The sequence below is a fragment of the Bradyrhizobium sp. NBAIM14 genome (genome assembly GCF_020193895.1).
Lineage (GTDB): Bacteria > Pseudomonadota > Alphaproteobacteria > Rhizobiales > Xanthobacteraceae > Bradyrhizobium > Bradyrhizobium yuanmingense.
Genome location: NZ_JADYVQ010000001.1, coordinates 229,671 through 253,807, shown reverse-complemented (window position 1 = coordinate 253,807; position 24,137 = coordinate 229,671). Strand labels below are relative to the sequence as shown.

The window sequence follows — 24,137 nt, the reverse complement described above, 5'->3', positions numbered from 1 at the left end:
GGACTGGTTAACGGCCGGACCGGCGAAACGGGCCGGTTTGGTAGCCAAAACCGGTAAAATGCCGGACATGGCGGCGCAAATGCCAGATATCGCGAGGCAAAATGCGCAGGTCGTTAACGAATTTTACCTTTTGTTTACCAGGACGTCCGAAGGTTAACGCTGGCGGCGCATATGGCGCTTTGGCTGCCGGCGCGTGAGCTGTCGCGGGTGATGTCACCTCCAGCGAACGCTTTGAAGGGGAGAGGTTTTCTTCTGCTGAAGACCAGCACCCGGCCCGGCAAGTCCGAGACGTCATGTTCGCCAGGATCCGCGCGATGTCGCGGGCAAACTGTTGACGAGCTCGTGCAATGGATGGTGCAGGACGCCTCACCCGATCGCTTTTCGGATCGCTGAGGCCCCAAGCTGACCTGAAGGCGGCCGCTATCGGAGCGGTCGTGCTTCTGCGCGAGTGGGCGCAGGTCAAGCGCGAAGAGGCGCGCGCTGCCGCCAGGGACAAGGCCAAAGCCAAAGCCCAGGCCAAGGCCGCCGTCGAGCGCGAGCCGCCGCCGCGCCTGGTCGCGCTGGTCGAGCGCTATCTGCCGCGCCGGGTCGGCCTCAGCATGACCGTGCTGCTGTTGATCGGCAGCTGCGGCTTCGGCATTGTCAAGGGCGGCCACCTCCAGGATTTCGTCACCGCGGTCAGCGATGCCCGCAATGCGCTGGCCAATTCCGCCGGCTTCCGCATCACCTCCGTCGTCATCAACGGCCGCAAGCAGCTGACCCAGGACGAGATCCTCGCGATCGGCGGCGTCAGCGGCCGCTCCTCGCTGCTGTTCCTCGATGCCGAGGCGGTGCGCGACAAGCTCAAGGCCAATCCCTGGATCGCGGATGCGACCGTGCTGAAGCTCTATCCGGGCCAGCTCATGATCGAGCTCACCGAGCGCAAGGCGTTCGCGCTGTGGCAGGAGGCCGGCCGGCTCTCCGTCATCGCCGACGACGGCGCCGTGCTCGAGCCCTATGTCTCGCGCCGCTTCCTGTCGCTGCCGCTCGTGGTCGGCAAGGGCGCCGAGACCCAGGCCCGCGATTTCCTGGCGCTGCTGGCGCGCTACCCGCAGGTCCATTCGGTGACCAAGGCCGCGATCTACGTCGGCGAGCGGCGCTGGAACCTGCGGCTCAAGGACGGTCTCGACATTCGCCTGCCCGAGCAGGACGTCGGCAACGCGCTTGCGATGCTGTCGAAGCTCGACAAGGAGGACAGGCTGTTCTCGCGCGATATCGTCGCCGTCGACATGCGCCTGCCGGACCGGCTGGTGGTGCAGCTCTCCGAGGACGCCGCCAAGGCGCGCGAGGAGCTGTTCAAGGACAAGAAGAAAAAGAAGGCCGGGGATTCCGCATGACCGGTCTCGATCGCACCCAGACGCCGAAGACGCGCCCGATGCCGCACAAGCGCGGCGGCATCGTCGCCTGCCTCGACATCGGCACCAGCAAGATCGCCTGCATGATCGCGCGGCTGAAGCCGTCGCCGCCGAGCGATGCGCTGCGCGGCCGCACCCATGCGGTGGAATTGATCGGCTACAGCCAGATCCAGGCGCGCGGCATGAAGGCCGGCGCGGTGATCGATCTCGGCGAATGCGAGCAGGCGGTGCGCCAGGCCGTCGGGCTTGCGGAGAAGATGGCCAAGGTGCGGGTCGAGTCCGTGCTGTTGTCGGTCTCCGGCGGCCGGCTCGCCGGCCAGCTGGTCGAGGCTGCCGCCGACATTCGTGGCGGCGCCGTGACGCCGGCCGATGTCAGCCGCGTCACCTCCACCGGCATGCGCCACGCCACCGGCGAAGGCCGCACCGTGCTGCACGCCCTGCCGGTCGGCTACACGCTCGACGGTGTCAAAGGCATCCGCGATCCCCGCGGCATGGTCGCGCACCAATTCGGCGTCGACATGAACGTCGTCACCTGCGACGCCACCGTGGCGCGGAACCTGATGCTGGCGGTGGAGCGCTGCCACATCAATGTCGAAGCCATGGCAGCGAGCCCCTATGTGGCCGGACTCTCGGTGCTGACCGACGACGAGGCCGATCTCGGCGCCGCTGTCGTCGAGATGGGCGCCGGCACCACCACGATTGCCGTTTATTCGGGCGGCCGCTTCGTGCATGCGGCGGGTTTTGCGGTCGGCGGGCAACACATCACGATGGATCTTGCGCGCGGACTCTCGGCGACCATTGCCGATGCCGAGCGAATCAAGACCTTATACGGCACCGTCATCACCGGCGGATCGGACTCGCGTGAGCTGATGTCTGTGCCGACAGCCGGTGACGAGCAGGATCTGCCGCAGATCGTCTCCCGCGCCACCATCGCGAACATCGTCAAGCACCGTGCCGAGGAAGTCTTCGAAATGGTTCGGGACAAGCTGAAGGATTCGCCCTTCGCCGCAGAGCCGAACGGCCGCGTCGTGCTCTCGGGCGGGGCCTCGCAGCTGACCGGCCTCGTCGATCTCGGCACCCGGATTCTCGGCCGGCCCGTGCGGGTCGGTCGTCCGCTCGGTTTCGGCCGGCTTCCCAACGAGGCGAAGAACGCCGCGTTCGCGGTGCCGGCCGGACTTCTGGTCTACCCGCAATATGTTCACCTCGAACATGTCGAACCGCGGCATACGCGGCAGCAGATCAAGACAGGGACCGGCGGATATTTCGGAAAGGTCGGACGATGGCTACGCGAGGGCTTCTGATGACCGCTTTCCGCAATCTTCGATTTTCACCAACTCCCGCGGCCACCGGCCGGGGCGAACCCACGCGCGCGTGATCGAGAGGCAACCATGACCATCAGCATCAATGTTCCTGATATTCACGAACTGAAGCCCCGGATCACCGTGTTCGGCGTCGGTGGCGCCGGCGGCAACGCCGTCAACAACATGATCACGGCGGGCCTGCAGGGCGTCGACTTCGTGGTCGCCAACACCGACGCGCAGGCGCTGACGATGTCGAAAGCGCAGCGCATCGTGCAGATGGGCACGGCCGTCACGCAAGGCCTCGGCGCCGGCTCGCAGCCGAACGTCGGCGCCGCGGCCGCGGAAGAGGTGATCGACGAGTTGCGCGACCATCTCTCGGGCGCCAACATGGTGTTCGTCACCGCCGGCATGGGCGGCGGCACCGGCACGGGTGCAGCTCCCGTCATCGCCAAGACCGCGCGCGACATGGGCATCCTCACCGTCGGCGTGGTGACCAAGCCGTTCCACTTCGAGGGCCAGCGCCGCATGCGCACGGCCGAAGCCGGCATCGCCGAGCTGCACAAGGTCGTGGATACGCTCCTGATCATCCCGAACCAGAACCTGTTCCGGGTCGCCAACGAGAAGACCACCTTCGCCGATGCCTTCGCGATGGCCGACCAGGTGCTCTATTCGGGCGTCGCCTGCATCACCGATTTGATGGTCAAGGAAGGCCTGATCAACCTCGACTTCGCCGACGTCCGCGCCGTCATGCGCGAGATGGGCAAGGCGATGATGGGCACCGGCGAAGCCTCCGGCGACAAGCGGGCGCTGACCGCCGCGGAAGCCGCGATCGCCAACCCGCTGATCGACGACTCGTCGATGAAGGGCGCCAAGGGCCTCCTCATCTCCATCACCGGCGGCAAGGACCTCACTTTGTTCGAGGTCGATGAGGCCGCGACCCGCATCCGCGAGGAAGTCGACCAGGACGCCAACATCATCGTCGGCGCCACCTTCGACGAAGCGCTCGACGGTCTGATCCGCGTCTCGGTGGTCGCCACCGGCATCGAGCAGGCCGCGATCGCCCGCAACAGCCAGGCCACCTCTGCGCCCGTCGCCAACCCCGCACCGCAGATGCAGCAGGCTGCCGCCCCGGCCGCCGCCGCCGAGAGCCGTCTCGCCGACCTGACCGCCCGGCTGCGTGCCGACAATCAGCGTCTGGCCGAGCGTGCCCAGAAGCTGGAAGCTCAAACCCCGGCCGCCGCGCCGGCTCCGATTGCCGCCGCGCCCCGTCCGAACGTCGAGCGTGCTGCGCTCGCCGCGATCGCCGCTGCCGTTTCCGAGGTGCCGCAGCCGCCCGCGCCGCAGACCTATGGCGACGTCACCGTGCGCCCGATCGCGCAGAAGCCGACCCTGTTCCCGGAGGCCGACATGGCCCCGGTCGCGGTGCAGGAGCCGATGACGCCTGATACCTTCATCCCGCCGCAGGCCGAGCGTCCGGCCCGCGCGCCGCGCATGCCGCGAATCGAGGAGCTGCCGATGCCGGCGCAAGCCGAGATTCGGCAGGCCCGCGGCGAGGCTGAGGAGGAGACCCCGCAGAAGACCCGCCTGTCGCTGCTGCAGCGCCTCGCCAATGTCGGCCTCGGCCGTCGCGACGAGGAAAGCGAGCCACCGGTCGCGGCCCGCACCGCCGGTCCCGCCATGCCGCCGCTGCCCGAACGCCGGCCGCAGAAGACCGTGGCGCAGCAGATCGCGTCCAACGAGCCGGTATCGGAGTATGCCCGCCGTCCCGCGCCGCAGGGCCTGGACGTCCATGGCCGCCCCGCGGCTGTTGCGCCGGCGCCACAGGGTGACGACCATCTTGATATCCCGGCCTTCCTGCGGCGGCAGGCGACCTGAGGATTGTTACAATAAGGCAGACGAAAAAAGGTCCCGGCGAGGAGCTCGCCGGGACCTTTCCTTTTGTCCCGGGCATGTCCGGATTGAGCAGCCAAACAACTGATTTTAAATGATTAATTACGGCTTCGGTGGTTCAGTAGAACTGCCGATAGCGGTCCCGAAACCCGGCGCAATTTGGTTAAGCCTTGGCGCGAATACGGCAGGTTTGGGGTAACAATCGGTAAAAAAGCGTGAGTTGGCGCTGTTTGAGGCTGCAACTATGGTTTGCCGTGACTTGGGGATACGGAGATTCGGAAGCGTCGGCTCTGGCCGGCCAAGCAGGTCTCGTATAAGTCGCAGTGGGTCTTAGTGGGGCGGGTTCCTGATGAAATTTAGCCGGCAAACAACGCTTCGTGCGCAAGCCTCTGTGGCAGGCGTGGGCGTTCATTCCGGTCTTCCCGTCACTCTCACGCTTGGGCCTGCGCCTGTCGACGCGGGTTTTATTTTTGTCCGGACCGGACTTGAGGGAAGTGACCGCGAAGTTCAGGCCACCGCCGAGCAAGTGATTGCGACTGACTTTGCCACGGTCCTCGGCGACCGCAACGGTCCGCTGGTGTCCACTGCCGAGCATGTGCTTGCTGCACTGCGGGGAATGGGTGTCGACAACGCCACCATCGAGATCGACGGTCCCGAAGTCCCGATCATGGACGGCAGCGCCGCCGCCTTCATCGCGGCAATCGACCAGGCCGGCATCGTCACCCAGCCGGCGCAGCGCCGTTTCATCCAGGTTCTGAAGCCGATCTCGGTCAAGATCGGCGACTCCTTCGGCGAGGTCAGGCCCCACACCAACGGGTTCCGCGTCGAGGTCGAGATCGATTTCACCAATCCCGTCATCGGCCAGCAGGCTTACGCCTTCGACCTCAATCCGGAAGGTTTCCGCCGTGAAGTCGGCCGGGCCCGGACCTTCGGCCTGATGTGCGACGTCGCGCGGCTCTGGAGCGCCGGCTATGCCCTCGGCGCCTCCTTCGACAACACCGTCGTGTTCGACGACGAGCGGCTGCTCAACACCGAGGGCCTGCGCTACGCCGATGAATGCGCCCGTCACAAGGTGCTGGACGTGATCGGCGACCTCTCGCTGGCCGGCCTGCCGCTGCTTGGCGCCTACCGCTCGGTGCGTGGCGGTCATAAGCTCAACCACGCCGTCTTGACGGCGCTGCTCGCCGACCGGACCGCCTGGCGGGTGGTCGAGGGCGAGGCTGCCCGCCGCACCACGCGTGCCGTGGGCGAGGTCGGTCGTGGCATCGTCGGCGGCCGGGTCGCTGCGGCCTTCGGACCGGATGTGTCCTGACGCGGCCTGTCGCCTTCGGAACGTGGTTGGCGGCCCCGGGAAACTCCTGGTAACCATGATCGGCTAGCATTGCGGCAGGTTCGCCTTAATCCGGGCGAAATGCCTCCCTATCCGGTTCGTTAACGATCGTTTTCGGATACATCGGCGTGGTCGCGTGGCAGGCACCACGGTTACATTTCGCGCCCATGAGGGGTTCGTGGGCTGGCGGACACCGCATCATAGGGCGTCAGGGCTTAAACTCATGTCGGCACAGCGTATGACGCGCGGATTTTTTTCGGTCTCGTCGCGAGCCCGCGGGCTGATTCAGGCCGTCACCTTCATCGTTCTTGCGCTGCCGCTCGCCGGATGCGGCACGGGCGCGCTCTGGGACAAGTTCACCGCCAAGGATGACACCTTCGTCGAGGAGCCCGCCGACAAGATCTACAATGAGGGCCTGTACCTCATGAACGAGAAGAAGGACATGAAGGCGGCGAACAAGAAGTTCGAAGAGGTCGACCGCCAGCATCCTTATTCCGACTGGGCCCGCAAGTCGCTGCTGATGTCGGCCTATGCGTCCTATCAGGGCGGCGATTATGACGGTTGCATCGGTGCCGCCACCCGCTACGTCACGCTGCATCCCGGCAGCCCGGATGCGGCCTATGCGCAATACCTGATCGCCGCCTCCCATTACGACCAGATCCCGGACATCAGCCGCGACCAGACCCGCACCGAAAAGGCGATCGCTGCGCTGGAAGAGGTGGTGCGCAAATATCCGAACTCGGAATATGCGACCTCGGCCAAGGCCAAGATCGAGGGCGCGCGCGACCAGCTCGCCGGCAAGGAAATGAATGTCGGCCGCTACTACGCCCAGAAGCGCGACTACACGGCCGCCATCAATCGTTACAAGACCGTCGTGACGCAGTACCAGACCACTCGCCATGTCGAGGAGGCGCTGTTCCGGCTCACCGAGGCCTATATGGCGATCGGCATCGTTGGCGAAGCGCAGACCGCGGCGGCGGTGCTTGGGCACAATTTTCCTGACAGCCGCTGGTACAAGGACGCCTATAATCTTGTAAAATCCGGCGGTCTCGAGCCGAGCGAGAATCAGGGGTCCTGGATCAGCCGGACCTTCAAGAAGATGGGTCTCGGCTAGGAAATTTGGTTCCATGCTGGCGCGTCTGTCGATCCGTGACATCGTCCTGATCGAACGGCTCGATATCGAATTCGCCTCCGGCCTCGCGGTTTTGACCGGCGAGACCGGTGCGGGCAAATCCATCCTGCTCGATGCCTTTGCGCTGGCGCTCGGCGGCCGCGGCGACGCCGGCCTCGTGCGTCACGGCGCGGAGCAGGGGCAGGTCACGGCCGTGTTCGATGTCCCGAAGAATCACCCTGCGACGAAGATACTGGCCGAGAATGGCCTCGACGACACCGGCGAGATGATTCTCCGGCGCGTGCAGCTCGCCGACGGCCGCACCCGCGCCTTCATCAACGACCAATCGATCAGCGTGCAGACGCTGAAGGCGGTCGGCACCGCCCTGGTCGAGATCCACGGCCAGCACGACGAGCGCGCGCTGGTCGATGCCGCCACCCACCGCCGCCTGCTCGACGCTTTTGCCGGCCTCGAGAAGGACGTCGCGGCCGTCGAAGCGTTCTGGGATGCGCGCCGCACCGCCAACACCGCGCTGGAGGAGCATCGCGCCGCCATGGAGCGCGCGGCGCGCGAGGCCGATTATCTGCGCCACGCCTCCGACGAGCTGAAGCAGCTCGCGCCCAAGGACGGCGAGGAAACCGCATTGGCTTCCCGCCGCACCACCATGATGCAGGGCGAGAAGATCGCCTCCGACCTGCGCGAGGCGCAGGAGGCGGTCGGCGGCAATCATTCGCCGGTTGCCGCGCTCTCGGCGGCGGTGCGCCGGCTGGAGCGCCGCGGCGTCAACTCGCCGGCGCTGGTCGAGCCCGCGGTAAAGGCAATCGACGCGGCGATCAACGCGCTGGAGGAGGCCGATCAGCATCTCCAGGCGGCGCTGGCCGCAACTGATTTCGATCCGGCCGAGCTCGAGCGCATCGAGGAACGGCTTTTTGCTTTGCGTGCGGCGTCTCGCAAATATTCGACCCCGGTTGACGGCCTCGCCGCGCTGGCCGCCAAATACGCCGCCGACGTCGTCCTGATCGATGCCGGCGCCTCGCGCTTGAAGAAGCTGGAGCAGGCCGCGATCGAGGCGGACAGCCGCTATGCGGCGGCCGCCAAGAAGCTGTCGCTGGCGCGGCAGAAGTCGGCCGAGAAGCTCAACAAGGCGGTCAATGCCGAGCTTGCCCCGCTCAAGCTCGAACGCGCGAGGTTCATGACCCAGGTCGAGACCGACGAGGCTGCGCCCGGGCCGCAAGGTTTCGATCGCGTCGAGTTCTGGGTGCAGACCAATCCGGGCACCAGACCGGGGCCCTTGATGAAGGTCGCTTCCGGCGGCGAGCTGTCGCGCTTCCTGCTCGCGCTCAAGGTCGTGCTGTCCGACCGCGGCTCGGCGCCGACGCTCGTCTTCGACGAGATCGACACCGGCGTCGGCGGCGCGGTCGCGGACGCCATCGGCGGGCGCCTGGCGCGGCTTGCCGGCAAGGTCCAGGTCATGGCCGTGACCCACGCCCCGCAGGTCGCCGCCCGCGCCGACCAGCACCTGCTCATCTCCAAGGACGCCCTCGACAAGGGCAAGCGCGTCGCCACCCGCGTCAATGCGCTCGCCGCCGACCACCGCCGCGAGGAGATCGCCCGCATGCTCGCCGGCGCCGAGATCACGGCCGAGGCGAGGGCTGCGGCGGAACGGCTGCTCAAGGCGGCGACGGCTTAGGCTTGTGTCCCGGACGCGCGTAGCGCGAGCCGGGACCCAGAATGCCTGCCGCGACATGGGCCCCGGCTCTGCAGCGCACCGCTGAAGGAGCGCTGCGCTGCGCCCGGGGCACGAGATTTCCACAAGGCTTTACCCTCCCGCCCGCTCCGTCGTATCCAAGCGCCATGGCCAGAGCAGCAAAATCCAAAGCAACACCGCTACGCGACGTCGCCGAGCTCACCAAGGCGCAGGCCAAGGTCGAGCATAAGCGGCTCGCCCTCGAGATCGAGGGGCACAACGATCGCTACTATCAGGAGGACGCGCCCACCGTCACCGACGCCGAATACGACGCGCTGCGCCAGCGCCTCAACGCGATCGAGGCGCGTTTTCCCGAGTTCGTCACCGCGGACTCGCCCTCGCAGAAGGTCGGCGCCGCGCCGTCAGGGCGCTTCAAGAAAGTCCCGCATGCCGTGCCCATGCTGTCGCTCGACAACGCCTTTGCGGAGGAGGACGTGCGCGACTTCGTCGGCCGCATCGTGCGCTTCCTGAAGCTCGACGACGACAAGATCGGCTTCTCCGCCGAGCCGAAGATCGACGGCCTCTCGATGTCGCTGCGCTACGAGGGTGGCGAGCTCGTCACCGCCGCGACGCGCGGCGACGGTGCGGTTGGCGAGGACGTCACCGCCAACATCCGCACGCTCGAAGACGTGCCGCAGAAGCTGAAGGGCCGCAACATCCCCGACATCTGCGAGGTGCGCGGCGAAGTCTACATGACCAAGAAGGCGTTCCTGGCGCTCAACGAACGGCAGAAGGCGGCAGGCGACACCATCTTCGCCAATCCGCGCAATTCGGCCGCGGGTTCGCTCCGCCAGAAGGACCCGACCATCACCGCCTCCCGTCCGCTCGGGTTCTTCGCCTATGCCTGGGGGCAGATGAGCGCGATGCCGGAAGACACGCAGAGCGGCATGATCGGCTGGTTCGAGCGCTGCGGTTTCAAGACCAATCCGCTCACCAAGCTCTGTCACTCGGTCGAGGAACTGCTCGCCTTTCATCATGCGATCGAGGAGCAGCGCGCGCGGCTCGACTACGACATCGACGGCGTCGTCTACAAGATCGATCGCATCGACTGGCAGGAGCGGCTCGGCTTCGTCTCGCGCACGCCGCGCTGGGGCATCGCGCACAAATTCCCGGCCGAGCGCGCCATGACGGTGCTGCGGGACATCGAGATCCAGGTCGGCCGCACCGGCTCGTTCACGCCGGTCGGCAAGCTCGAGCCGGTGGGCGTCGGAGGCGTCATCGTGCAGAACGTCACGCTGCACAACGAGGACTACATCAAGGGCATCGGCAACAAGGGCGAGGTGCTGCGCGAGGGGCGCGAGATCAGGATCGGTGACACCGTGGTGATTCAGCGCGCCGGCGACGTCATCCCGCAGGTGGTCGACGTCGTCCTCGACAAGCGGCCGAAGACCGCCAGGGAATTCCACTTCCCGAAGAAGTGCCCGTGTCCGCTGCACACCGACGTCGTGCGCGAGGAGACGGCGACGGGCGAGGAGGGCTCGCGCGCCCGCTGCACTGGCGAGTTCGCATGTCCCTATCAGAAGATCGAGCATCTGAAGCTGTTCGTGTCGCGGCGGGCCTTCGACATCGACGGCCTCGGCGAGAAGCAGCTCCAGTACTTCTTCGACGAGGGCTGGGTGAAGGAGCCCGCCGACATCTTCACGCTGGAGAAGCGCAACGCAAAACTCAAGCTCGAGGAGATCGAAGGCTACGGCGCGACCTCCGTGCGCAACCTGTTCGGCGCCATCGAGAGCCGGCGCAGAATCGCGCTGGAGCGCTTCATCTTCGCGCTCGGCATGCGCCATGTCGGCGAGACCACGGCGCTGGCGCTGGCGCGCGGCTACGGCTCGTGGGACGCCTTCCATGATGCCTGCCTCAAGGTTGCCAAGGGCGACGAGGAGGCGATCGCGGACATGGACGCGCTCGACCAGATCGGCGACACCGTGATCAAGAGCATCGCCGATTATTTCGGCGAGAGTCACAATCGCGGCATTGTCGAACGCCTGACCAAGGAGGTCGAGATCGTCGACGCCGAGAAGCCGAAGAGCAATTCGGCCGTCGCCGGCAAGACCGTGGTGTTCACGGGCTCGCTGGAGAAGATGACACGGGATGAAGCCAAGGCGACGGCCGAGCGGCTCGGGGCCAAGGTGTCGGGCTCGGTTTCGAAAAAGACCGATCTCGTCGTCGCGGGCCCCGGCGCCGGCTCGAAGCTCGCGGACGCCAACAAGCACGGCGTCAAGGTGCTGACCGAAGACGAGTGGTTGAAGCTGATCGCCGAGTGAGGGGCGCGTTGGCCCCTCGCAACCGTCGTCATCGCACAGGCGCTCCCCCAACAGCTTCCCGTGATGGTACGCGGGGGCGCAAGAGTTCCTTCACCATTCGCGTTGACCCGATGTTTACCGCTTCACGTGAGGCCGCATTTACCAATGCGCGACGTCGCCCCGTGAAAACACCTGCATTCGCTTGAGTGTGCCGCCTGCGCAACGCCGATTAACGCCCCGGCAACCTAAATTAGATACTCACAATAAAGATCGAATTGCACGGATGTACTGAGTTCGATCGAACCAGCGTAAGCGTAGCGTGAGCGTATCGATGTCTGTGTTGCGTAACCATCCGAAGGGCGCGCGGTTCGCGTCCTTCGGCATCGGTCTCTGCATCTTCGCATTGATGCCGAGAGAGACCGGCTATCAGGACATTGCCTCGTTGCTGGCGCGCCAACCCGGCGTCGCCGAGCGGTGGCAGAAGCAGGTGTTCTCCGCTGCGTCCTCGATCCAGCTTGCCACCTACAGTTTTTCCCGCCCCATCGGCACCTCGGTTCCGCAGAGCGCGATGGTTCGGCTCGCGAGCCTCGACGGCGGCGACGTCACCGGCGCGATCCGCCGCAATCCGGCGCTTCAGGCACCGCCGCGCTACCACGCATCCGACTTTCCCAAGGTCGATCGCGCCCTGAAGGGCGATCGCCTCGCAATCGTCGCGCCGACGCAGTCGCCTGAGACGGCCGCGCCGGCTGCAGCACCGGCCAAGGAAGATCCCGCTACCTCGAACAGCTCGGTGTTCGGCGCCAAGACCGCCGCATTGCCGCCGGCGATGTCGCCGGAATCCGCGGCCCCGCTCGATCCCGAGCTGCAGGAGGCGATGCGCGCGCCGCCGCTGCCGCAATATTCCAATCCGCCGCAGGCGAGCGAGGCTGCGCGCGCGTTCGCGGTGCAGCCGCTGGAAGCGCTGAAGCACGCCACGGCGCCGGCTGCTCCCGCGCGCGATCCTTTCAGCGTCAAGACATCGAGCCTTTTCTTCGGCAGCTCCTCGCTGGGCGGCCAGATCGAGACCATCGAGAGCTGGCAGCCCGGCGCCGAGCCGCTGATCGTGATGCCCGACCCCGACATGAAGGTGACGGCCTCGCTGACCCCGCCGACGGCGGAGATCGCCAAGGACATCGAGAGCGGCGAGAGCGTCGCGCCGAAGGGCGAGGTCAACGCCGACAACCAGCGCGGCAAGTCGCCGGCGGAGCGACTCGCGCTCGACGACAAGTCGCGCGCCAAGTCCGAGAAGTGTCTTGCCGAAGCCGTCTATTTCGAGGCCCGCGGCGAAGCCGTGCGCGGCCAGATTGCGGTGGCGCAAGTGGTGATGAACCGCGTCTTCTCCGGCAAATATCCCGACACCGTGTGCGGCGCGGTCTACCAGAACAAGCACCGTCACCTGGCCTGCCAGTTCACCTTCGCCTGCGACAACAATGCCGACGTGATCCGCGAGCCCGAAATGTGGGAGCGCGCCAAGAAGATCTCCAAGGCGATGCTCGACGGACAGATCTGGCTGCCCGAGGTCGGCAAGTCCACGCACTATCACGCCTACTGGGTGCGCCCGTCCTGGGTCGCCGAGATGAAGAAGCTGTACAAGACCGGCGTGCACACCTTCTATCGGCCGCGCAACTGGGGCGACGGCAGCGAGTTGCCGAGCTGGGGCACGCCGGCGCAAACCGCCGCGCTCTCCGCCGCGCTCGCGCAGGAAGCCAAGAGCTCCGCGGAGTTGGGCGAGCGGCGGTAGCGCCTACAAGTTGATCGTCATGCCCGGGCTTGTCCCGGGCATCCACGTTCTTCGTAACGCATGACGTTGATGGCCGGGACAAGCCCGGCCATGACGCGAGAGGTGCCATCACGCCTCGATGTCCAGCGCACAATCGAAATTCGGCGCAGAATGCGTCAGGGCGCCGGCCGACGCATAGTCGACGCCGGTGGCCGCGATGGCGGCGATCGAGTCCAGCGTGACGCCGCCGGACGCCTCCAGCGCGAGGCGGCCCGCGTTGAGCCTCACCGCCTCGCGCAGCGCCGCAAGGTCCATATTATCGAGCAGCACCGCATCGGCCATCCCGCTCTCGAGCACCTCGCGCAGCTGCGCCAGCGTGTCGACCTCGATCTCGATCTTGACGAGATGGCCGGCATGGGCGCGGGCGCGCTCCAGCACCGGGCGGATGCCGCCGGCCACCGCAATGTGGTTGTCCTTGATCAGGATCGCATCGTCGAGCCCGAAGCGGTGGTTGAAGCCGCCGCCGCAGCGCACCGCGTATTTCTCCAGCGCCCGCAATCCCGGCGTGGTCTTGCGCGTGCAGCAGATGCGCATCCTGGTGCCTTCGGTGCGGGCGACATAGTCCGCGGTGAGCGTGGCGATGCCCGACAGCCGGCCGACGAAGTTCAGCGCGGTGCGCTCCGCCGTGAGAATGGCGCGCGCCGGGCCCGAGATCGTCAGCACGTGCTGGCCGCGCGCAACCCACGCGGCATCGCGGACATGTGCGCGCACCTCGATCTCGGGCGAAAGCTTCTGCAAGGTCGCGAGCGCCAGCGGCAATCCGGCGATCACGCCGGACTGGCGCGCGACCAGGATGGCTTGCGCGCGCGTCGCCTCCGGGATCGTCGCCAGCGAGGTGATGTCGCCGGCGCGGCCGAGATCCTCGTCGAGCGCGCGCTCAACGGCGGTCTCGATGGCCAGCGGCGAAAGGAAGGCATCGGGATAGAGCAGTGAGGTCGGGGTGATCATGGGGCCTCCTTCAGGCGATCATGGATTGCACAAGGCGTGGCCGCGGGCGCTCGTCGAGGCTCTCCGCGACCTCGCGCGCCGCGGCGAGCGTGGTCATCGTTCTCTGCGCCAGCGCTGGGTTCTCGGCCGAGTGATCGGAACGGTAATGCGCACCGCGGCTTTCGCGCCGCGTCCAGGCCGCAGCGGCGACGAGCAGGGCCGAAATCGCCATGTTGCCGAGGACGCTGCGTCCGGCCTCGCGCTCGAGCCTGACGAAATGGCGCACGGCTTGCGCAAGCCCATCACCGTCGCGGATCACGCCGACATGCGCGCTCATCATTGCGCGCAGCCGCTTCACCTCCGCAGCATCCGGCGTGCCGGCGCGTGGTGTCACCAAAGACTCGGGAAGGCGTGCCGGCGGGGGCACAGTGCGGCCGGCGATGTCGTCGGCAATGCGGGCGGCATAGACGACGGCTTCGAGCAGGGAATTCGAGGCAAGCCGGTTGGCGCCATGCGCGCCCGTGGAGGAGACTTCTCCGGCGGCCCAGAGACCGTCGATCGAGCTGCGGCCGCGTGCGTCAACCGCGATGCCGCCCATGTGGTAATGCGCGGCTGGCGCGATCGGAATCGGTTGCGTCGCGGGATCGATGCCGGCAGCGATGCAGCTCGCATGCACGGTCGGAAAACTCGTCGCGAAACGCGCGCCCAGCGCCTGTCGCGCATCGAGGAAGGCGCCGCGCCCGGCCGCGATCTCGGCGAACACGCCGCGGGCCACGATATCGCGGGGCGCGAGCTCCGCGAGCGGGTGGCGGGCGCTCATGAAGCGCTCGCCGTTGCCATTGATCAGCGTTGCACCTTCGCCGCGCAGGGCTTCGGTGGCGAGCGGTGCCGGGTCGCGGCCGACCATGATGGCGGTCGGGTGGAACTGAACGAATTCAGGATCAGCAATCACGGCGCCGGCGCGGGCGGCGATCGCAAGGCCCGAGCCGCTCGCTTCCGACGGGTTGGTGGTGACGGCGTAGAGATGGCCGAGCCCACCGGTCGCAAGCACGACCGCGCGCGAGGTGAGCACGAGCGGCCGTGCCGCGGGATTGCCGGCCTCGCGCAATTGAAGCCCGGTGACCGCGCCGTCCTCGGTCAACAGTGCTTCGGCGACGAAGCCTTCCATCAGGCGGATCGAGGGCGTGCGGCGCACGGCCTCGCTCAAGGCCGCGATGATCGCGGCGCCGGCGCCATCGCCGCGCACATGCACGATGCGACTCGCGGAATGCGCAGCTTCGCGTCCGACCGCAAGCCTGCCGTCGAGATCGCGGTCGAACGGCACGCCATAGGCGAGAAGATCGTGGATGCGCGGCGCAGCCTCCCGCGCAATGCCGAGCGCAACGGCTTCGTCGACGAGGCCGCCGCCGACCGCGACGGTGTCGGCAGCGTGTGCCTCCGGCGTATCGCCTTCGGCGACGGCCGCCGCGATGCCGCCTTGCGCCCATGCCGAGGACGCGCCGCGCCCGAGCGGTGCCGCCGAGATCAAGGCCACCGGCCGCGGCGCGAGCTTCAGCGCGCAGAACAGTCCGGCAAGGCCGCCGCCGACGATGACGACGTCGTCGGTGCTGGCGAGGTCGTGGATGTCGTGTTGCATGTTACTCGCCCTCAATTTCTCAGATTGATCATGCGCTCGACCGAGTGCCGCGCGCGTTCCGCGAGCGCGGGGTCGATCGTCACCTCCTCGCCAAGCGTCAGCAGGCTTTCCAGGATGTTGGCGAGCGTGATGCGCTTCATGTGCGGGCAGAGATTGCAGGGGCGAAGCATCTCCACGTCGGGCAGCTCGGCCCGGACATTATCGGCCATCGAGCATTCCGTGATCATGACGAGCCGCCGCGGCCGCTTTGCCCGCACCCAGTTGATCATGTGCGCGGTCGAACCGGTGAAGTCGGCTTCCGCCAGCACGTCCGGCGGGCATTCCGGATGCGCGATGATCTGCACGGACGGATCGGCCTCGCGAAAGCTCCGCAGCTCTTCGCCCGTGAAGCGCTCATGCACCTCACAGGCGCCTTTCCAGGCGATGATCTTCACGTCGGTCTTGGACGCCACGTAAGTGGCGAGGTATCGGTCGGGCAGGAAGATCACGGTCGGGGCGTTCAGGCTCTCGACCACCTGCACCGCGTTCGAGGACGTGCAGCAGATGTCGACCTCGGCCTTCACCTCCGCCGAGGTGTTGACATAGGCAACAACAGGCACGCCGGGGAATTTCTCCCGCAGCAGCCGCACGTCCGCACCGGTGATGCTGGCGGCGAGCGAGCAGCCCGCGCGCGAATCCGGGATCAAGACGGTCTTGTCCGGATTGAGCAGCTTCGAGGTCTCCGCCATGAAGTGCACGCCGCATTGGACGATGATGTCGGCCTTCACCTTGGTGGCTTCGACCGCGAGCTGGAGCGAGTCGCCGCCGATATCGGCGACGCAGTGGAAGATCTCCGGAGCCTGGTAGTTGTGGGCGAGGATGACCGCGCCCCGCGCGCGCTTGAGCTCGTTGATCGCGTGAATCGTCGGCGCCATCAGCGGCCATTCGATCGACGGGATCACGTGCTTGACGCGGTCATAGAGCGGCGCAGTGGCGCGTTCGACCGCCGGCGTCCATTCCAGGGAGGGCATCAGCCATGTCGGTCCCGGACGCACCGGCGCGGCGCGCGGGGAGGCGGTGGGTTGGCCTTGCGGCCGGTTGGCAAAGTCGTCGGGACCGTAAATTGCAGTGATCGGCATTGAAGCCTCCCAAGTGTGGCCATTATGCGTGGCATTATGCTCAGTTTGAGAATATATGGGACCCGAGAAATCCGGCCTAGGAGGCCGGGCGAACGTCGCTGCGGTCGGCATATGCTCAACCTGAGTAGATCGAACATAGCACGCGTCGCTGCTTGCCGCTAGGGCCTGCCCGCACACATTCCCGTCACTGCGCGCCTGCCAGGCGAGGTCAGATTGAAACGCAATGCTCCCGCGTCAGCTCTTCGTGGAATGCAATCGTTTTGGCCTTGGGATTTTCATGCATATGCATTAAACGGGCTGTCCCGCGGCTGCTGATTTGCGGCTCCGCCAAGGACAGACGAGGACAACCATGTCGACACAGATCGGCGAGCTCGCTCCGGCCTCGCGTTCCTCCAACTGGCGTACCCCGGCCGTCATCATCCTCTGCGGTTGTGCCATCGGCATGCTCGGCTTCGGTCCGCGCTCGGCGCTCGGCTTCTTCGTGCAGCCAATGAGTCACGAATTCAGCTGGGGCCGTGACGTGTTCGGCCTCGCCATCGCCGTGCAGAATCTGTTGTGGGGACTGGGCCAGCCGTTCGCCGGTGCGGTCGCGGATCGCTTCGGCCTGTTCCGGGTGATGTGCGTCGGCGCGCTGCTCTATGCCGGCGGGCTGCTGTTGATGCGCTATTCCTCGACGCCGCTGTCGCTCAACATCGGCGCCGGGGTGATGATCGGCTTTGGCCTCGCCGGCTGTTCGTTCAATCTGGTTCTGTCGGCCTTCACCAAGCTCTTGCCCGCGGAGAAGCGCGGCATCGCGCTCGGCGCCGGCACGGCGGCGGGTTCGTTCGGACAGTTCCTGTTCGCACCGATCGGTGTCGCCTTGATCGACAATTTCGGCTGGCAGCAGGCGCTCTCCGTATTCGGCTTCCTGATGCTGCTGATCATCCCGCTGTCGCTGGCGCTCTCGACGCCGCCGGTGACAAGCGTGAACAGCGCAACGCCCGCGCATGACCAGACCATCACCAAGGCGCTTGCCGAAGCTTTCGGTCATCGCTCCTACGTGCTCCTGGTGCTCGGCTTCTTCACCTGCGGCTTCCAGCTCGCCTTCATCACCGTGCATCTGCCGGCGTTCCTGGTCGATCGCGGCATCACCGCACAAACCGGCGGCTGGGTGATCGCGGCGATCGGCCTGTTCAACATCATCGGATCGCTGAGCGTGGGGTATCTCCAGAACTACCTTCCCAAGCGCTACATCCTCTCGGCCATCTACTTCACGCGCGCGCTGGCGATCCTCGCTTTCATCTCGTTCCCGATCACGCCGTTCTCGGCGATCGCGTTCGGTGCAATCTCCGGCCTGACCTGGCTGTCGACGGTGCCGCCGACCTCGGCGTTGGTGGCGCTGATGTTCGGAACGCGCTGGCTCGCGACGCTCTACGGCTTTGCCTTCGTCAGCCATCAGGTAGGCGGCTTCCTCGGCGTCTGGCTCGGGGGCATCGTGTTCGAAAAGTTCGGGTCCTACACGCCGATCTGGTGGCTCTCGATCCTGTTCGGCGTGCTCTCGGCGCTGATCAATCTTCCAATCGTCGAGAAACCGGTCCAGCGGGTGGTTGCGCAGCCGGCCTGATCGGCTAAACATCCGCGACAAACAAAGTCAGGGAGTTCAGTCGTGGCCACATTCAAGGCTGTCAGGATCGACAAGGCGGACAAGGGCACCACCGCGCAGCTCGCGCAGTTCGACGAAACCGAGCTGATGGAGGGCGACGTCACCGTCCGCGTCGAATGGTCGACGCTGAACTACAAGGACGGCCTTGCGCTCACCGGCAAGGCGCCGGTGGTGCGCCGCTTCCCGATGATCGCCGGTATCGATTTCGCCGGCACGGTCGAAGCCTCCTCGCATCCGCAGTGGAAGGCGGGCGACAAGGTCGTCTGCACCGGCTGGGGCATGGGCGAGACCCATCTCGGCGCCTATGCGGAGAAGGCGCGGGTGAAGGGCGACTGGCTGGTCGCTCTTCCGCAAGGGCTATCGGCGCGCGATGCCATGGCGATCGGCACCGCCGGCTTCACGGCGATGCTCTCGGTGCTGGCGCTGGAGAAGCATGGCATCTCGCCGAAGAGCGGCCCGGTCGTGGTGACGGGCGCTGCCGGCGGCGTCGGCTCGGTCGCGATCGCCGTGCTCTCGAAGCTCGGCTACCACGTCATCGCTTCGACCGGGCGGGCCTCCGAGGCCGACTACCTGAAGCAGCTGGGGGCTGCCGAGATCATCGATCGCAATGAATTGTCGGCCCCTGCAAAACCCCTCGCCAAGGAGCGCTGGGCCGCCGGCGTCGACAGCGTCGGCTCGACCACCCTCGCCAACCTGCTCTCGATGACGAAATATGGCGGCGCGATCGCGGCCTGCGGCCTGGCCGCCGGCATGGACCTGCCGTCCTCGGTGGCGCCGTTTATTTTGCGCGGAGTGTGCCTTCTCGGCATCGATTCGGTGATGTGCCCGATCGAGCCAAGGAAGGCCGCCTGGCAGCGGTTGGCCTCCGATCTGGATCGGACCAAACTGACTGAAATCACAGAGGAAATTTCGCTCGGCGAGGTTCAGGGCTGGGGCGCGAAAATCCTCGCCGGCCAGGTTCGCGGCCGCGTCGTGGTAAAAATTGTCTGACGGCGTTCAGACTTTACCAACCAAGCTGCTTCAATCTCGCCATGGTTCGTATGGTAAGCAGCGGGTAAAGAGATAAAGGCATCGCCCGCTGCGGGGGTTGGTTCGGAGTTGAGCATGCTTGCGCGTATTGTGTTGGGGGCTGTCACGGCGGCAGCGACGTTTGCGCCGGCCATCGCTGGAAGCATGAATGCCGACGAGGCGCGCCGCTTCGTGGCTGGCAAGGTGTTCGCCTTCACCTGTTTCGACGGCACCCGCGGTGCAGGCCGCATCCTCGACGATCTCGGCGCGGCCGGTGCGGTGCAATTCTCGGGCTCGGGCCCGGTCAAGCACCTCCGACTTCCCGGCAATACGCTCCAGATCCGCGGCCAGAATGTTTGCGCCTCGATCAAGGGCATTCCGTTCGAGCCCTGTTTCAACCTCGAAAAGACCGACGATCGCAGCTTCCGCGGCTCGGTGTCGGGCATGGGCTTCGCCTATTGCGACTTCCGTCACCAGGGCGGCAACCAAATGCTGATGGCGCGCGCTGCAGCGCGGCCGCGCTCGCTGCACCGACCGGAGCACACCGGTACGGTCGCCGCGTCGAACACCGAGGTTGCCGCGCGCGTCGAGACGCCGCGTGTCGAGGGCAGCCGGCTCGAGCCGGTGAAGTCCGAGCCGGCGAAGAACGAGGGACCGCTGGAGCTGCGCCGCTCCACGCAGTGAGCTCGCCTGCGCGAGACAACCCGCGCCATTGATCGTCGAAGGCATCATCGAACATCAAGCCGCCTGCGCCGTAGTCATACGGACGGCGGCTTTCATGCCTTGGTAGCTGTTCGGGCCGCAGTTTGCGCGCGCCGGGGGGCGGTCCCACGCAAGGGTTCAATCATGTCGCTCTATTTCTTCCGCATCAGCACCGGCCGTTATTCCGGCGCCGCCGACCTGCCGTACGAGTTCGAGGATCGCGCAGCCGCCTGGACCGAGATGACCGAGGTGTGCGCCAATCTGCTCAGCGGCATCGCGCGCGGCCTGAAGCCGAACGCCGAATGGTGCATGGAGCTGCTCGATGAGGACAAGCAGCCGGTCTTTCGAATCAGCCTCGTCGGCGAGGCCATCGGATGTAAAGCGTCCTAGCTCCGACTTGAAGCTGCAATTTACAACTATGACGGGATCGTTTCCTTTCGCGCTCAATCATTTAGCGTGCAAAGTCAGTATTTCTGCGAGGGATTTCGTTAACCAAATCGGAATGTGAGAAGCTCATTTTTTGGGCAATGGCGCAGTCAGGGGAAGCCGACAATGACTCGGCTGCGCGTTCCTTCGGGGGAAGCATGCCCATGTTGAGCCTAGTTCAGAATCTGAGGATCGGGACCAAGCTGGCGATTGCGTCGGCGCTCGGTGTGCTCCTGGTTGGGGCCATGATTGCAAGCCAGATGCTCGGCAATGCGGGAATTCGCGAGAGCAGCCAGAGCGCGCTTGCGCAGCAGCAGATCGCGCGCGACGCAGTCAAGGCCGAGGCTGCGGTTCGCGGCATGCAGCTCGCGGTACGAGACCTTCGTCTTGCCAATAGCCCGGCTGACATTCAGAAGGCCGTCCAGAATCTGGGCGAGCGGCAAAAATCGACGAATGCGCTGGTCGATGAAATGCTGAAGCTTTCTCACGAGGCGGAGAACCGCGCTCGGATGGAGAAACTGAGATCGCTGGCTGCGAATTACGAAAAGGCCGCGCAGCAGATCGCCGGCGTGCGCGGCGAAGCCCTGGCCGCCAGCGGTGCAGACGGAGCGGCCCGCGCTGCGAAGCTCAATGAAGACGTCGTTCGCATCGCACGCGAGGTGACCCTGCCGATTGCCGGCGAGCTCGACGTGCTGATCAGCCAGATCGCCGACTACGCAAGGCACAAATCCGAGGAGAAGAATGCCGCGGCCGCGGCACAAATGAGATCGAGCGAGCAGCTTGCGATCCTGGTCGGCGCACTCGCCATGCTCGTCCTCGTCGGCTCCTGGCTGATGTCGTTCCTGACCATCGCGCGGCCGATCCGTGCGCTCACGGTCGCCATGGACAAGCTCGCCGGCGGCGATTTCTCCGTGGTTCTGCCCGGTCTCGGCCGCAAGGACGAGGTCGGCGGCGTCGCGGCGGCCGTCGAAAAGTTCAAGGTCGTGTCGGAGCAGAAGGCGCGCGAGGACGCCGAAGCCAAGATCAGGCAGGACCAGATTGCGTCCGCGCAGCGCAAGGCCGAGATGCACAAGCTGGCTGACAGCTTCGAAGCCGCGATCGGTGAGATCGTCGATACCGTGTCCTCGGCCGCGACCGAGCTGGAAGCTTCCGCCTCGACGCTGACCGCGACCGCGGCGCGCGGCCAGGAGCTCACGACCATGGTTGCTGCCGCTTCCGAGGAAGCGTCCACCAACGTGCAGTCGGTCGCGTCGGCGACCGAAGAGCTGTCGTCGTCGATCACCGAGATCAGCCGGCAGGTGCAGGAATCCGCCCGCGTCGCCGGCGATGCGGTGAACCAGGCTCGCACCACGACCGATCGCGTCGGGGAGCTCTCCGCTGCTGCGGCGCGGATCGGCGACGTGGTCGAGCTGATCAACACCATCGCCGGCCAGACCAATCTCCTGGCGCTCAATGCAACCATCGAGGCCGCGCGCGCCGGCGAGGCAGGCCGCGGCTTTGCCGTCGTCGCTTCGGAGGTCAAGGCGCTTGCCGAGCAGACGGCGAAGGCGACCGGCGAGATCGGCCAGCAGATCGCCGGCATCCAGACCGCCACCGAGCATTCGGTCGGCGCGATCAAGGACATCAGCCACACCATCGAGAAGCTGTCGGAGATCTCCTCGACCATCGCAGCCGCGGTGGAAGAGCAGGGGGCCGCAACGCAGGAGATCTCCCGCAACGTGCAGCAGGCGGCGACGGGCACCCATCAGGTGTCGTCCAACATCACCGACGTGCAGCGCGGCGCGAGTGAGACCGGTTCGGCATCCTCGCAGGTGTTGGGCGCCGCGCAATCGCTGTCAGGCGACAGCAACCGGCTGAAGCTCGAAGTCGGAAAGTTCCTCGATACCGTCCGCGCGGCCTGACACGTGCCTTTGCGTCCGCATCGTAACGGGAGATGCCGGTGCGGCTGCAACAGAGAGTTGCAGCGAACCACGATCGCTGCGCACGAGCCGTATTTTTACGTAGCCTCCTGTTAACGCCTGTTTGCGATTATGCGCGCAATCCTTCGGGAAAAGAACCAGCCAGCATTGTTGAACTGACCTTCGCCCGGGTCGTCCGTCGTGACGTCTGCGGCGCAGATGATGTGCGCGTTGCCGGGTAATCATCGGGATTGTCGTGATGTCGAAATTGTCGATCGTCTTCAAGCTGCTGACCGTGCTGTCGGTCCTCGTGCTCTCGCTCGCCGGCGTCGGCGTGATGGCGATCGGCACGATGCAGAACATCAACGCCCATACGGTCGAGATCGCGCAGGGCTGGTTGCCGAGCGTGCGTGCGCTCGGCTCGATGCGTGCTGACATCAACGAGCTCCGCGTCGCGCTGCGTCTGCACCTGATGCAGGATACTGCCGAAGGCAAGGAGGCTGCCGAGAAGCGCCTGGCAGGTTTGCGCGAACGGATCGAGAAGACCCGCAAGATCTACGAGCCGCTGATCACGCGCGCAGAGGAGCGTTCGCTCTACGAGCAATGGACCAAGGCCTGGGCCGAGTACCTGAACGGCGTGCAGGATGTAATGGCGCTGTCGCGCAAGAGTGTCGGCCGCTTCCCGACCGATGCCAACGAGATGTTGCAGACCAAGGTCGCGAAGATGGCTCAGGCCGCCGATCCGCTGCTCCAGAAGGGCATCGAAATGAACAATCAGGGCGCCGAGCTGGAGACGAAGCAGGCCGCCGACAGCTACGCTACGATCTTCCGTGTGCTGGTCGGGATCATCGTGGCCTCCGTCGTGATCGCGATCGGCGCCGCCTACTATCTCGTGCGCGACGTCTCGCGTGGCATCGCTTCGATCATCCGCCCGATGCAGTCGCTCGGCGAGGGCGACCTTGCGGTGGAGGTGCCGCATCGCGGCGAGAAGACCGAGATCGGCTCGATGGCGGATGCGCTCCAGATCTTCAAGGAGGCGCTGATCGCCAAGAAGGCGGCCGACGCTGCGGCGGCGCGCGACGCCGAGGCCAAGATCGAACGCGGCCGACGTGTCGATGCCATCACCCGCAATTTCGAGGTCATGATCGGCGAGGTCGTCGAGACCGTATCGTCGGCTTCGACCGAGCTCGAGGCGTCCGCGGCAACGCTGAGCGGCACAGCGCAGCGCGGCCAGGAGCTCGCAACCGTCGTTGCGGCTGCGTCGGAAGAAGCTTCCACCAACGTCCAGGCCGTGGCCTCTGCTTCCGAGGAGCTGTCGTCCTCTATCACCGAGATCAGCCGCCGCGTGCAGGATTCGGCGCGGATGGCAGCGGAAGCGGTCGAGCAGGCGGCGCGGACCAACGAGCGCGTCAACGCGCTGTCGCAGGCGGCCGCCCGCATCGGCGACGTCGTCGAGCTCATCAACACCATCGCGGGCCAGACCAACCTGCTCGCGCTGAACGCGACCATCGAGGCGGCGCGCGCGGGCGAAGCCGGCCGCGGCTTTGCCGTCGTCGCCTCCGAGGTCAAGGCACTGGCCGAGCAGACCGCGAAAGCGACCGGCGAAATCGGGGCGCAGGTCTCGGGCATCCAGGCGGCGACGCAAGAATCCGTCAACGCCATCCAGGAGATCGGCGGCACCATCGAGCGGCTGTCGGAGGTGTCCGCGGCGATCGCCGCCGCCGTCGAGGAGCAGGGCGCGGCCACGCAGGAGATTTCGCGCAACGTTCAGCAGGCCTCGCTCGGCACGCAGGAAGTGTCGTCCAACATCACCAACGTGCAGCGCGGTGCGATCGAGACCGGCTCGGCCTCGAGTGAAGTGCTGTCGGCGGCGAAGTCGCTGGCGACCGACAGCACCCGCCTGAAGGTCGAGGTCGCGCAGTTCCTGGAATCGGTCCGCGCGGCCTGA

The 24,137-nt window shown here is 66.2% G+C and carries 17 protein-coding genes; 14 read left to right on the top strand and 3 right to left on the bottom strand.

Annotation, left to right across the window (positions count from 1 at the left end; translation table 11 throughout):
• The first annotated feature begins 347 nt into the window (after positions 1-347).
• The 8 genes from I6F28_RS01095 (at position 348) to I6F28_RS01060 (ending at position 12,793) form a co-directional block, all read left to right on the top strand.
• Positions 348-1,376, top strand: coding sequence for a cell division protein FtsQ/DivIB (locus I6F28_RS01095; protein WP_036028353.1), 1,029 nt, complete (start codon positions 348-350; stop codon positions 1,374-1,376).
• Positions 1,373-2,695 (top strand): cell division protein FtsA, encoded by a 1,323-nt coding sequence (gene ftsA, locus I6F28_RS01090; RefSeq protein WP_036003557.1) that lies wholly within the window; start codon positions 1,373-1,375, stop codon positions 2,693-2,695. The genes I6F28_RS01095 and ftsA overlap by 4 nt, the downstream gene beginning before the upstream one ends.
• Positions 2,696-2,782: 87 nt before the next feature.
• The gene (gene ftsZ / locus I6F28_RS01085; protein WP_225139084.1) at positions 2,783-4,570 is read left to right on the top strand and encodes a cell division protein FtsZ; all 1,788 of its coding nucleotides are present in this window, start codon (positions 2,783-2,785) and stop codon (positions 4,568-4,570) included.
• Positions 4,571-4,934: 364 nt separating this feature from the next.
• Positions 4,935-5,897, top strand: coding sequence for a UDP-3-O-acyl-N-acetylglucosamine deacetylase (gene lpxC / locus I6F28_RS01080; RefSeq protein WP_109144668.1), 963 nt, complete (start codon positions 4,935-4,937; stop codon positions 5,895-5,897).
• A 241-nt stretch (positions 5,898-6,138) separates the two neighbouring features.
• Positions 6,139-7,029 (top strand): outer membrane protein assembly factor BamD, encoded by an 891-nt coding sequence (bamD, locus tag I6F28_RS01075; RefSeq protein ID WP_036003576.1) that lies wholly within the window; start codon positions 6,139-6,141, stop codon positions 7,027-7,029.
• Positions 7,030-7,042: 13 nt separating this feature from the next.
• The gene (gene recN, locus I6F28_RS01070; protein ID WP_225139083.1) at positions 7,043-8,716 is read left to right on the top strand and encodes a DNA repair protein RecN; all 1,674 of its coding nucleotides are present in this window, start codon (positions 7,043-7,045) and stop codon (positions 8,714-8,716) included.
• 164 nt (positions 8,717-8,880) lie between these two features.
• Positions 8,881-11,034, top strand: coding sequence for an NAD-dependent DNA ligase LigA (gene ligA, locus I6F28_RS01065; protein WP_225139082.1), 2,154 nt, complete (start codon positions 8,881-8,883; stop codon positions 11,032-11,034).
• Between the two features lie 310 nt (positions 11,035-11,344).
• Positions 11,345-12,793, top strand: a complete 1,449-nt coding sequence (locus I6F28_RS01060) for a cell wall hydrolase (RefSeq protein WP_225139081.1) — start codon at positions 11,345-11,347, stop codon at positions 12,791-12,793.
• Between the two features lie 108 nt (positions 12,794-12,901).
• On the opposite strand, the gene nadC is transcribed toward I6F28_RS01060, so the two are convergent.
• The 3 genes from nadC to nadA are packed head-to-tail and all read right to left on the bottom strand — an operon-like array spanning position 12,902 to position 16,513.
• Complete coding sequence (gene nadC, locus I6F28_RS01055; protein WP_225139080.1) at positions 12,902-13,780, bottom strand: carboxylating nicotinate-nucleotide diphosphorylase; 879 nt, start codon at positions 13,778-13,780, stop codon at positions 12,902-12,904.
• A gap of 10 nt (positions 13,781-13,790) precedes the next feature.
• Positions 13,791-15,395: an L-aspartate oxidase gene (locus I6F28_RS01050; RefSeq protein ID WP_225139079.1), complete on the bottom strand. Its 1,605-nt coding sequence runs from the start codon at positions 15,393-15,395 to the stop codon at positions 13,791-13,793.
• 11 nt (positions 15,396-15,406) lie between these two features.
• The gene (gene nadA, locus I6F28_RS01045; protein ID WP_225139078.1) at positions 15,407-16,513 is read right to left on the bottom strand and encodes a quinolinate synthase NadA; all 1,107 of its coding nucleotides are present in this window, start codon (positions 16,511-16,513) and stop codon (positions 15,407-15,409) included.
• Positions 16,514-16,862: 349 nt separating this feature from the next.
• Here nadA and I6F28_RS01040 point away from each other — a divergent pair, with 349 nt between their 5' ends.
• The 6 genes from I6F28_RS01040 (at position 16,863) to I6F28_RS01015 (ending at position 24,137) form a co-directional block, all read left to right on the top strand.
• Complete coding sequence (locus I6F28_RS01040; RefSeq protein WP_225139077.1) at positions 16,863-18,116, top strand: MFS transporter; 1,254 nt, start codon at positions 16,863-16,865, stop codon at positions 18,114-18,116.
• A 42-nt stretch (positions 18,117-18,158) separates the two neighbouring features.
• Positions 18,159-19,145 (top strand): acrylyl-CoA reductase (NADPH), encoded by a 987-nt coding sequence (gene acuI / locus I6F28_RS01035; protein WP_225139076.1) that lies wholly within the window; start codon positions 18,159-18,161, stop codon positions 19,143-19,145.
• Between the two features lie 114 nt (positions 19,146-19,259).
• Positions 19,260-19,847 carry a hypothetical protein gene (locus I6F28_RS01030; RefSeq protein ID WP_128263696.1) on the top strand — a complete coding sequence of 196 codons (588 nt, stop codon included), beginning with the start codon at positions 19,260-19,262 and terminating at the stop codon, positions 19,845-19,847.
• Positions 19,848-20,009: 162 nt separating this feature from the next.
• Positions 20,010-20,255 carry a DUF6894 family protein gene (locus tag I6F28_RS01025; protein WP_036003604.1) on the top strand — a complete coding sequence of 82 codons (246 nt, stop codon included), beginning with the start codon at positions 20,010-20,012 and terminating at the stop codon, positions 20,253-20,255.
• Positions 20,256-20,455: 200 nt separating this feature from the next.
• Positions 20,456-22,192 (top strand): methyl-accepting chemotaxis protein, encoded by a 1,737-nt coding sequence (locus I6F28_RS01020; RefSeq protein WP_225139075.1) that lies wholly within the window; start codon positions 20,456-20,458, stop codon positions 22,190-22,192.
• A gap of 256 nt (positions 22,193-22,448) precedes the next feature.
• The gene (locus tag I6F28_RS01015) at positions 22,449-24,137 is read left to right on the top strand and encodes a methyl-accepting chemotaxis protein (RefSeq protein WP_036038279.1); all 1,689 of its coding nucleotides are present in this window, start codon (positions 22,449-22,451) and stop codon (positions 24,135-24,137) included.

Excerpts from the sequence above, each read along its gene's own strand:
- recN (WP_225139083.1), top strand. The coding sequence starts at position 7,043 with ATGCTGGCGCGTCTGTCGATCCGTGACATCGTCCTGATCGAACGGCTC.
- I6F28_RS01020 (WP_225139075.1), top strand. The coding sequence starts at position 20,456 with ATGTTGAGCCTAGTTCAGAATCTGAGGATCGGGACCAAGCTGGCGATT.
- I6F28_RS01030 (WP_128263696.1), top strand. The coding sequence starts at position 19,260 with ATGCTTGCGCGTATTGTGTTGGGGGCTGTCACGGCGGCAGCGACGTTT.
- ligA (WP_225139082.1), top strand. The coding sequence starts at position 8,881 with ATGGCCAGAGCAGCAAAATCCAAAGCAACACCGCTACGCGACGTCGCC.
- I6F28_RS01095 (WP_036028353.1), top strand. The coding sequence starts at position 348 with ATGGATGGTGCAGGACGCCTCACCCGATCGCTTTTCGGATCGCTGAGG.
- bamD (WP_036003576.1), top strand. The coding sequence starts at position 6,139 with ATGTCGGCACAGCGTATGACGCGCGGATTTTTTTCGGTCTCGTCGCGA.
- nadC (WP_225139080.1), bottom strand. The coding sequence starts at position 13,780 with ATGATCACCCCGACCTCACTGCTCTATCCCGATGCCTTCCTTTCGCCG.
- I6F28_RS01025 (WP_036003604.1), top strand. The coding sequence starts at position 20,010 with ATGTCGCTCTATTTCTTCCGCATCAGCACCGGCCGTTATTCCGGCGCC.
- ftsZ (WP_225139084.1), top strand. The coding sequence starts at position 2,783 with ATGACCATCAGCATCAATGTTCCTGATATTCACGAACTGAAGCCCCGG.
- I6F28_RS01015 (WP_036038279.1), top strand. The coding sequence starts at position 22,449 with ATGTCGAAATTGTCGATCGTCTTCAAGCTGCTGACCGTGCTGTCGGTC.
- I6F28_RS01050 (WP_225139079.1), bottom strand. The coding sequence starts at position 15,395 with ATGCAACACGACATCCACGACCTCGCCAGCACCGACGACGTCGTCATC.
- I6F28_RS01040 (WP_225139077.1), top strand. The coding sequence starts at position 16,863 with ATGTCGACACAGATCGGCGAGCTCGCTCCGGCCTCGCGTTCCTCCAAC.
- ftsA (WP_036003557.1), top strand. The coding sequence starts at position 1,373 with ATGACCGGTCTCGATCGCACCCAGACGCCGAAGACGCGCCCGATGCCG.
- lpxC (WP_109144668.1), top strand. The coding sequence starts at position 4,935 with ATGAAATTTAGCCGGCAAACAACGCTTCGTGCGCAAGCCTCTGTGGCA.
- I6F28_RS01060 (WP_225139081.1), top strand. The coding sequence starts at position 11,345 with ATGTCTGTGTTGCGTAACCATCCGAAGGGCGCGCGGTTCGCGTCCTTC.
- nadA (WP_225139078.1), bottom strand. The coding sequence starts at position 16,513 with ATGCCGATCACTGCAATTTACGGTCCCGACGACTTTGCCAACCGGCCG.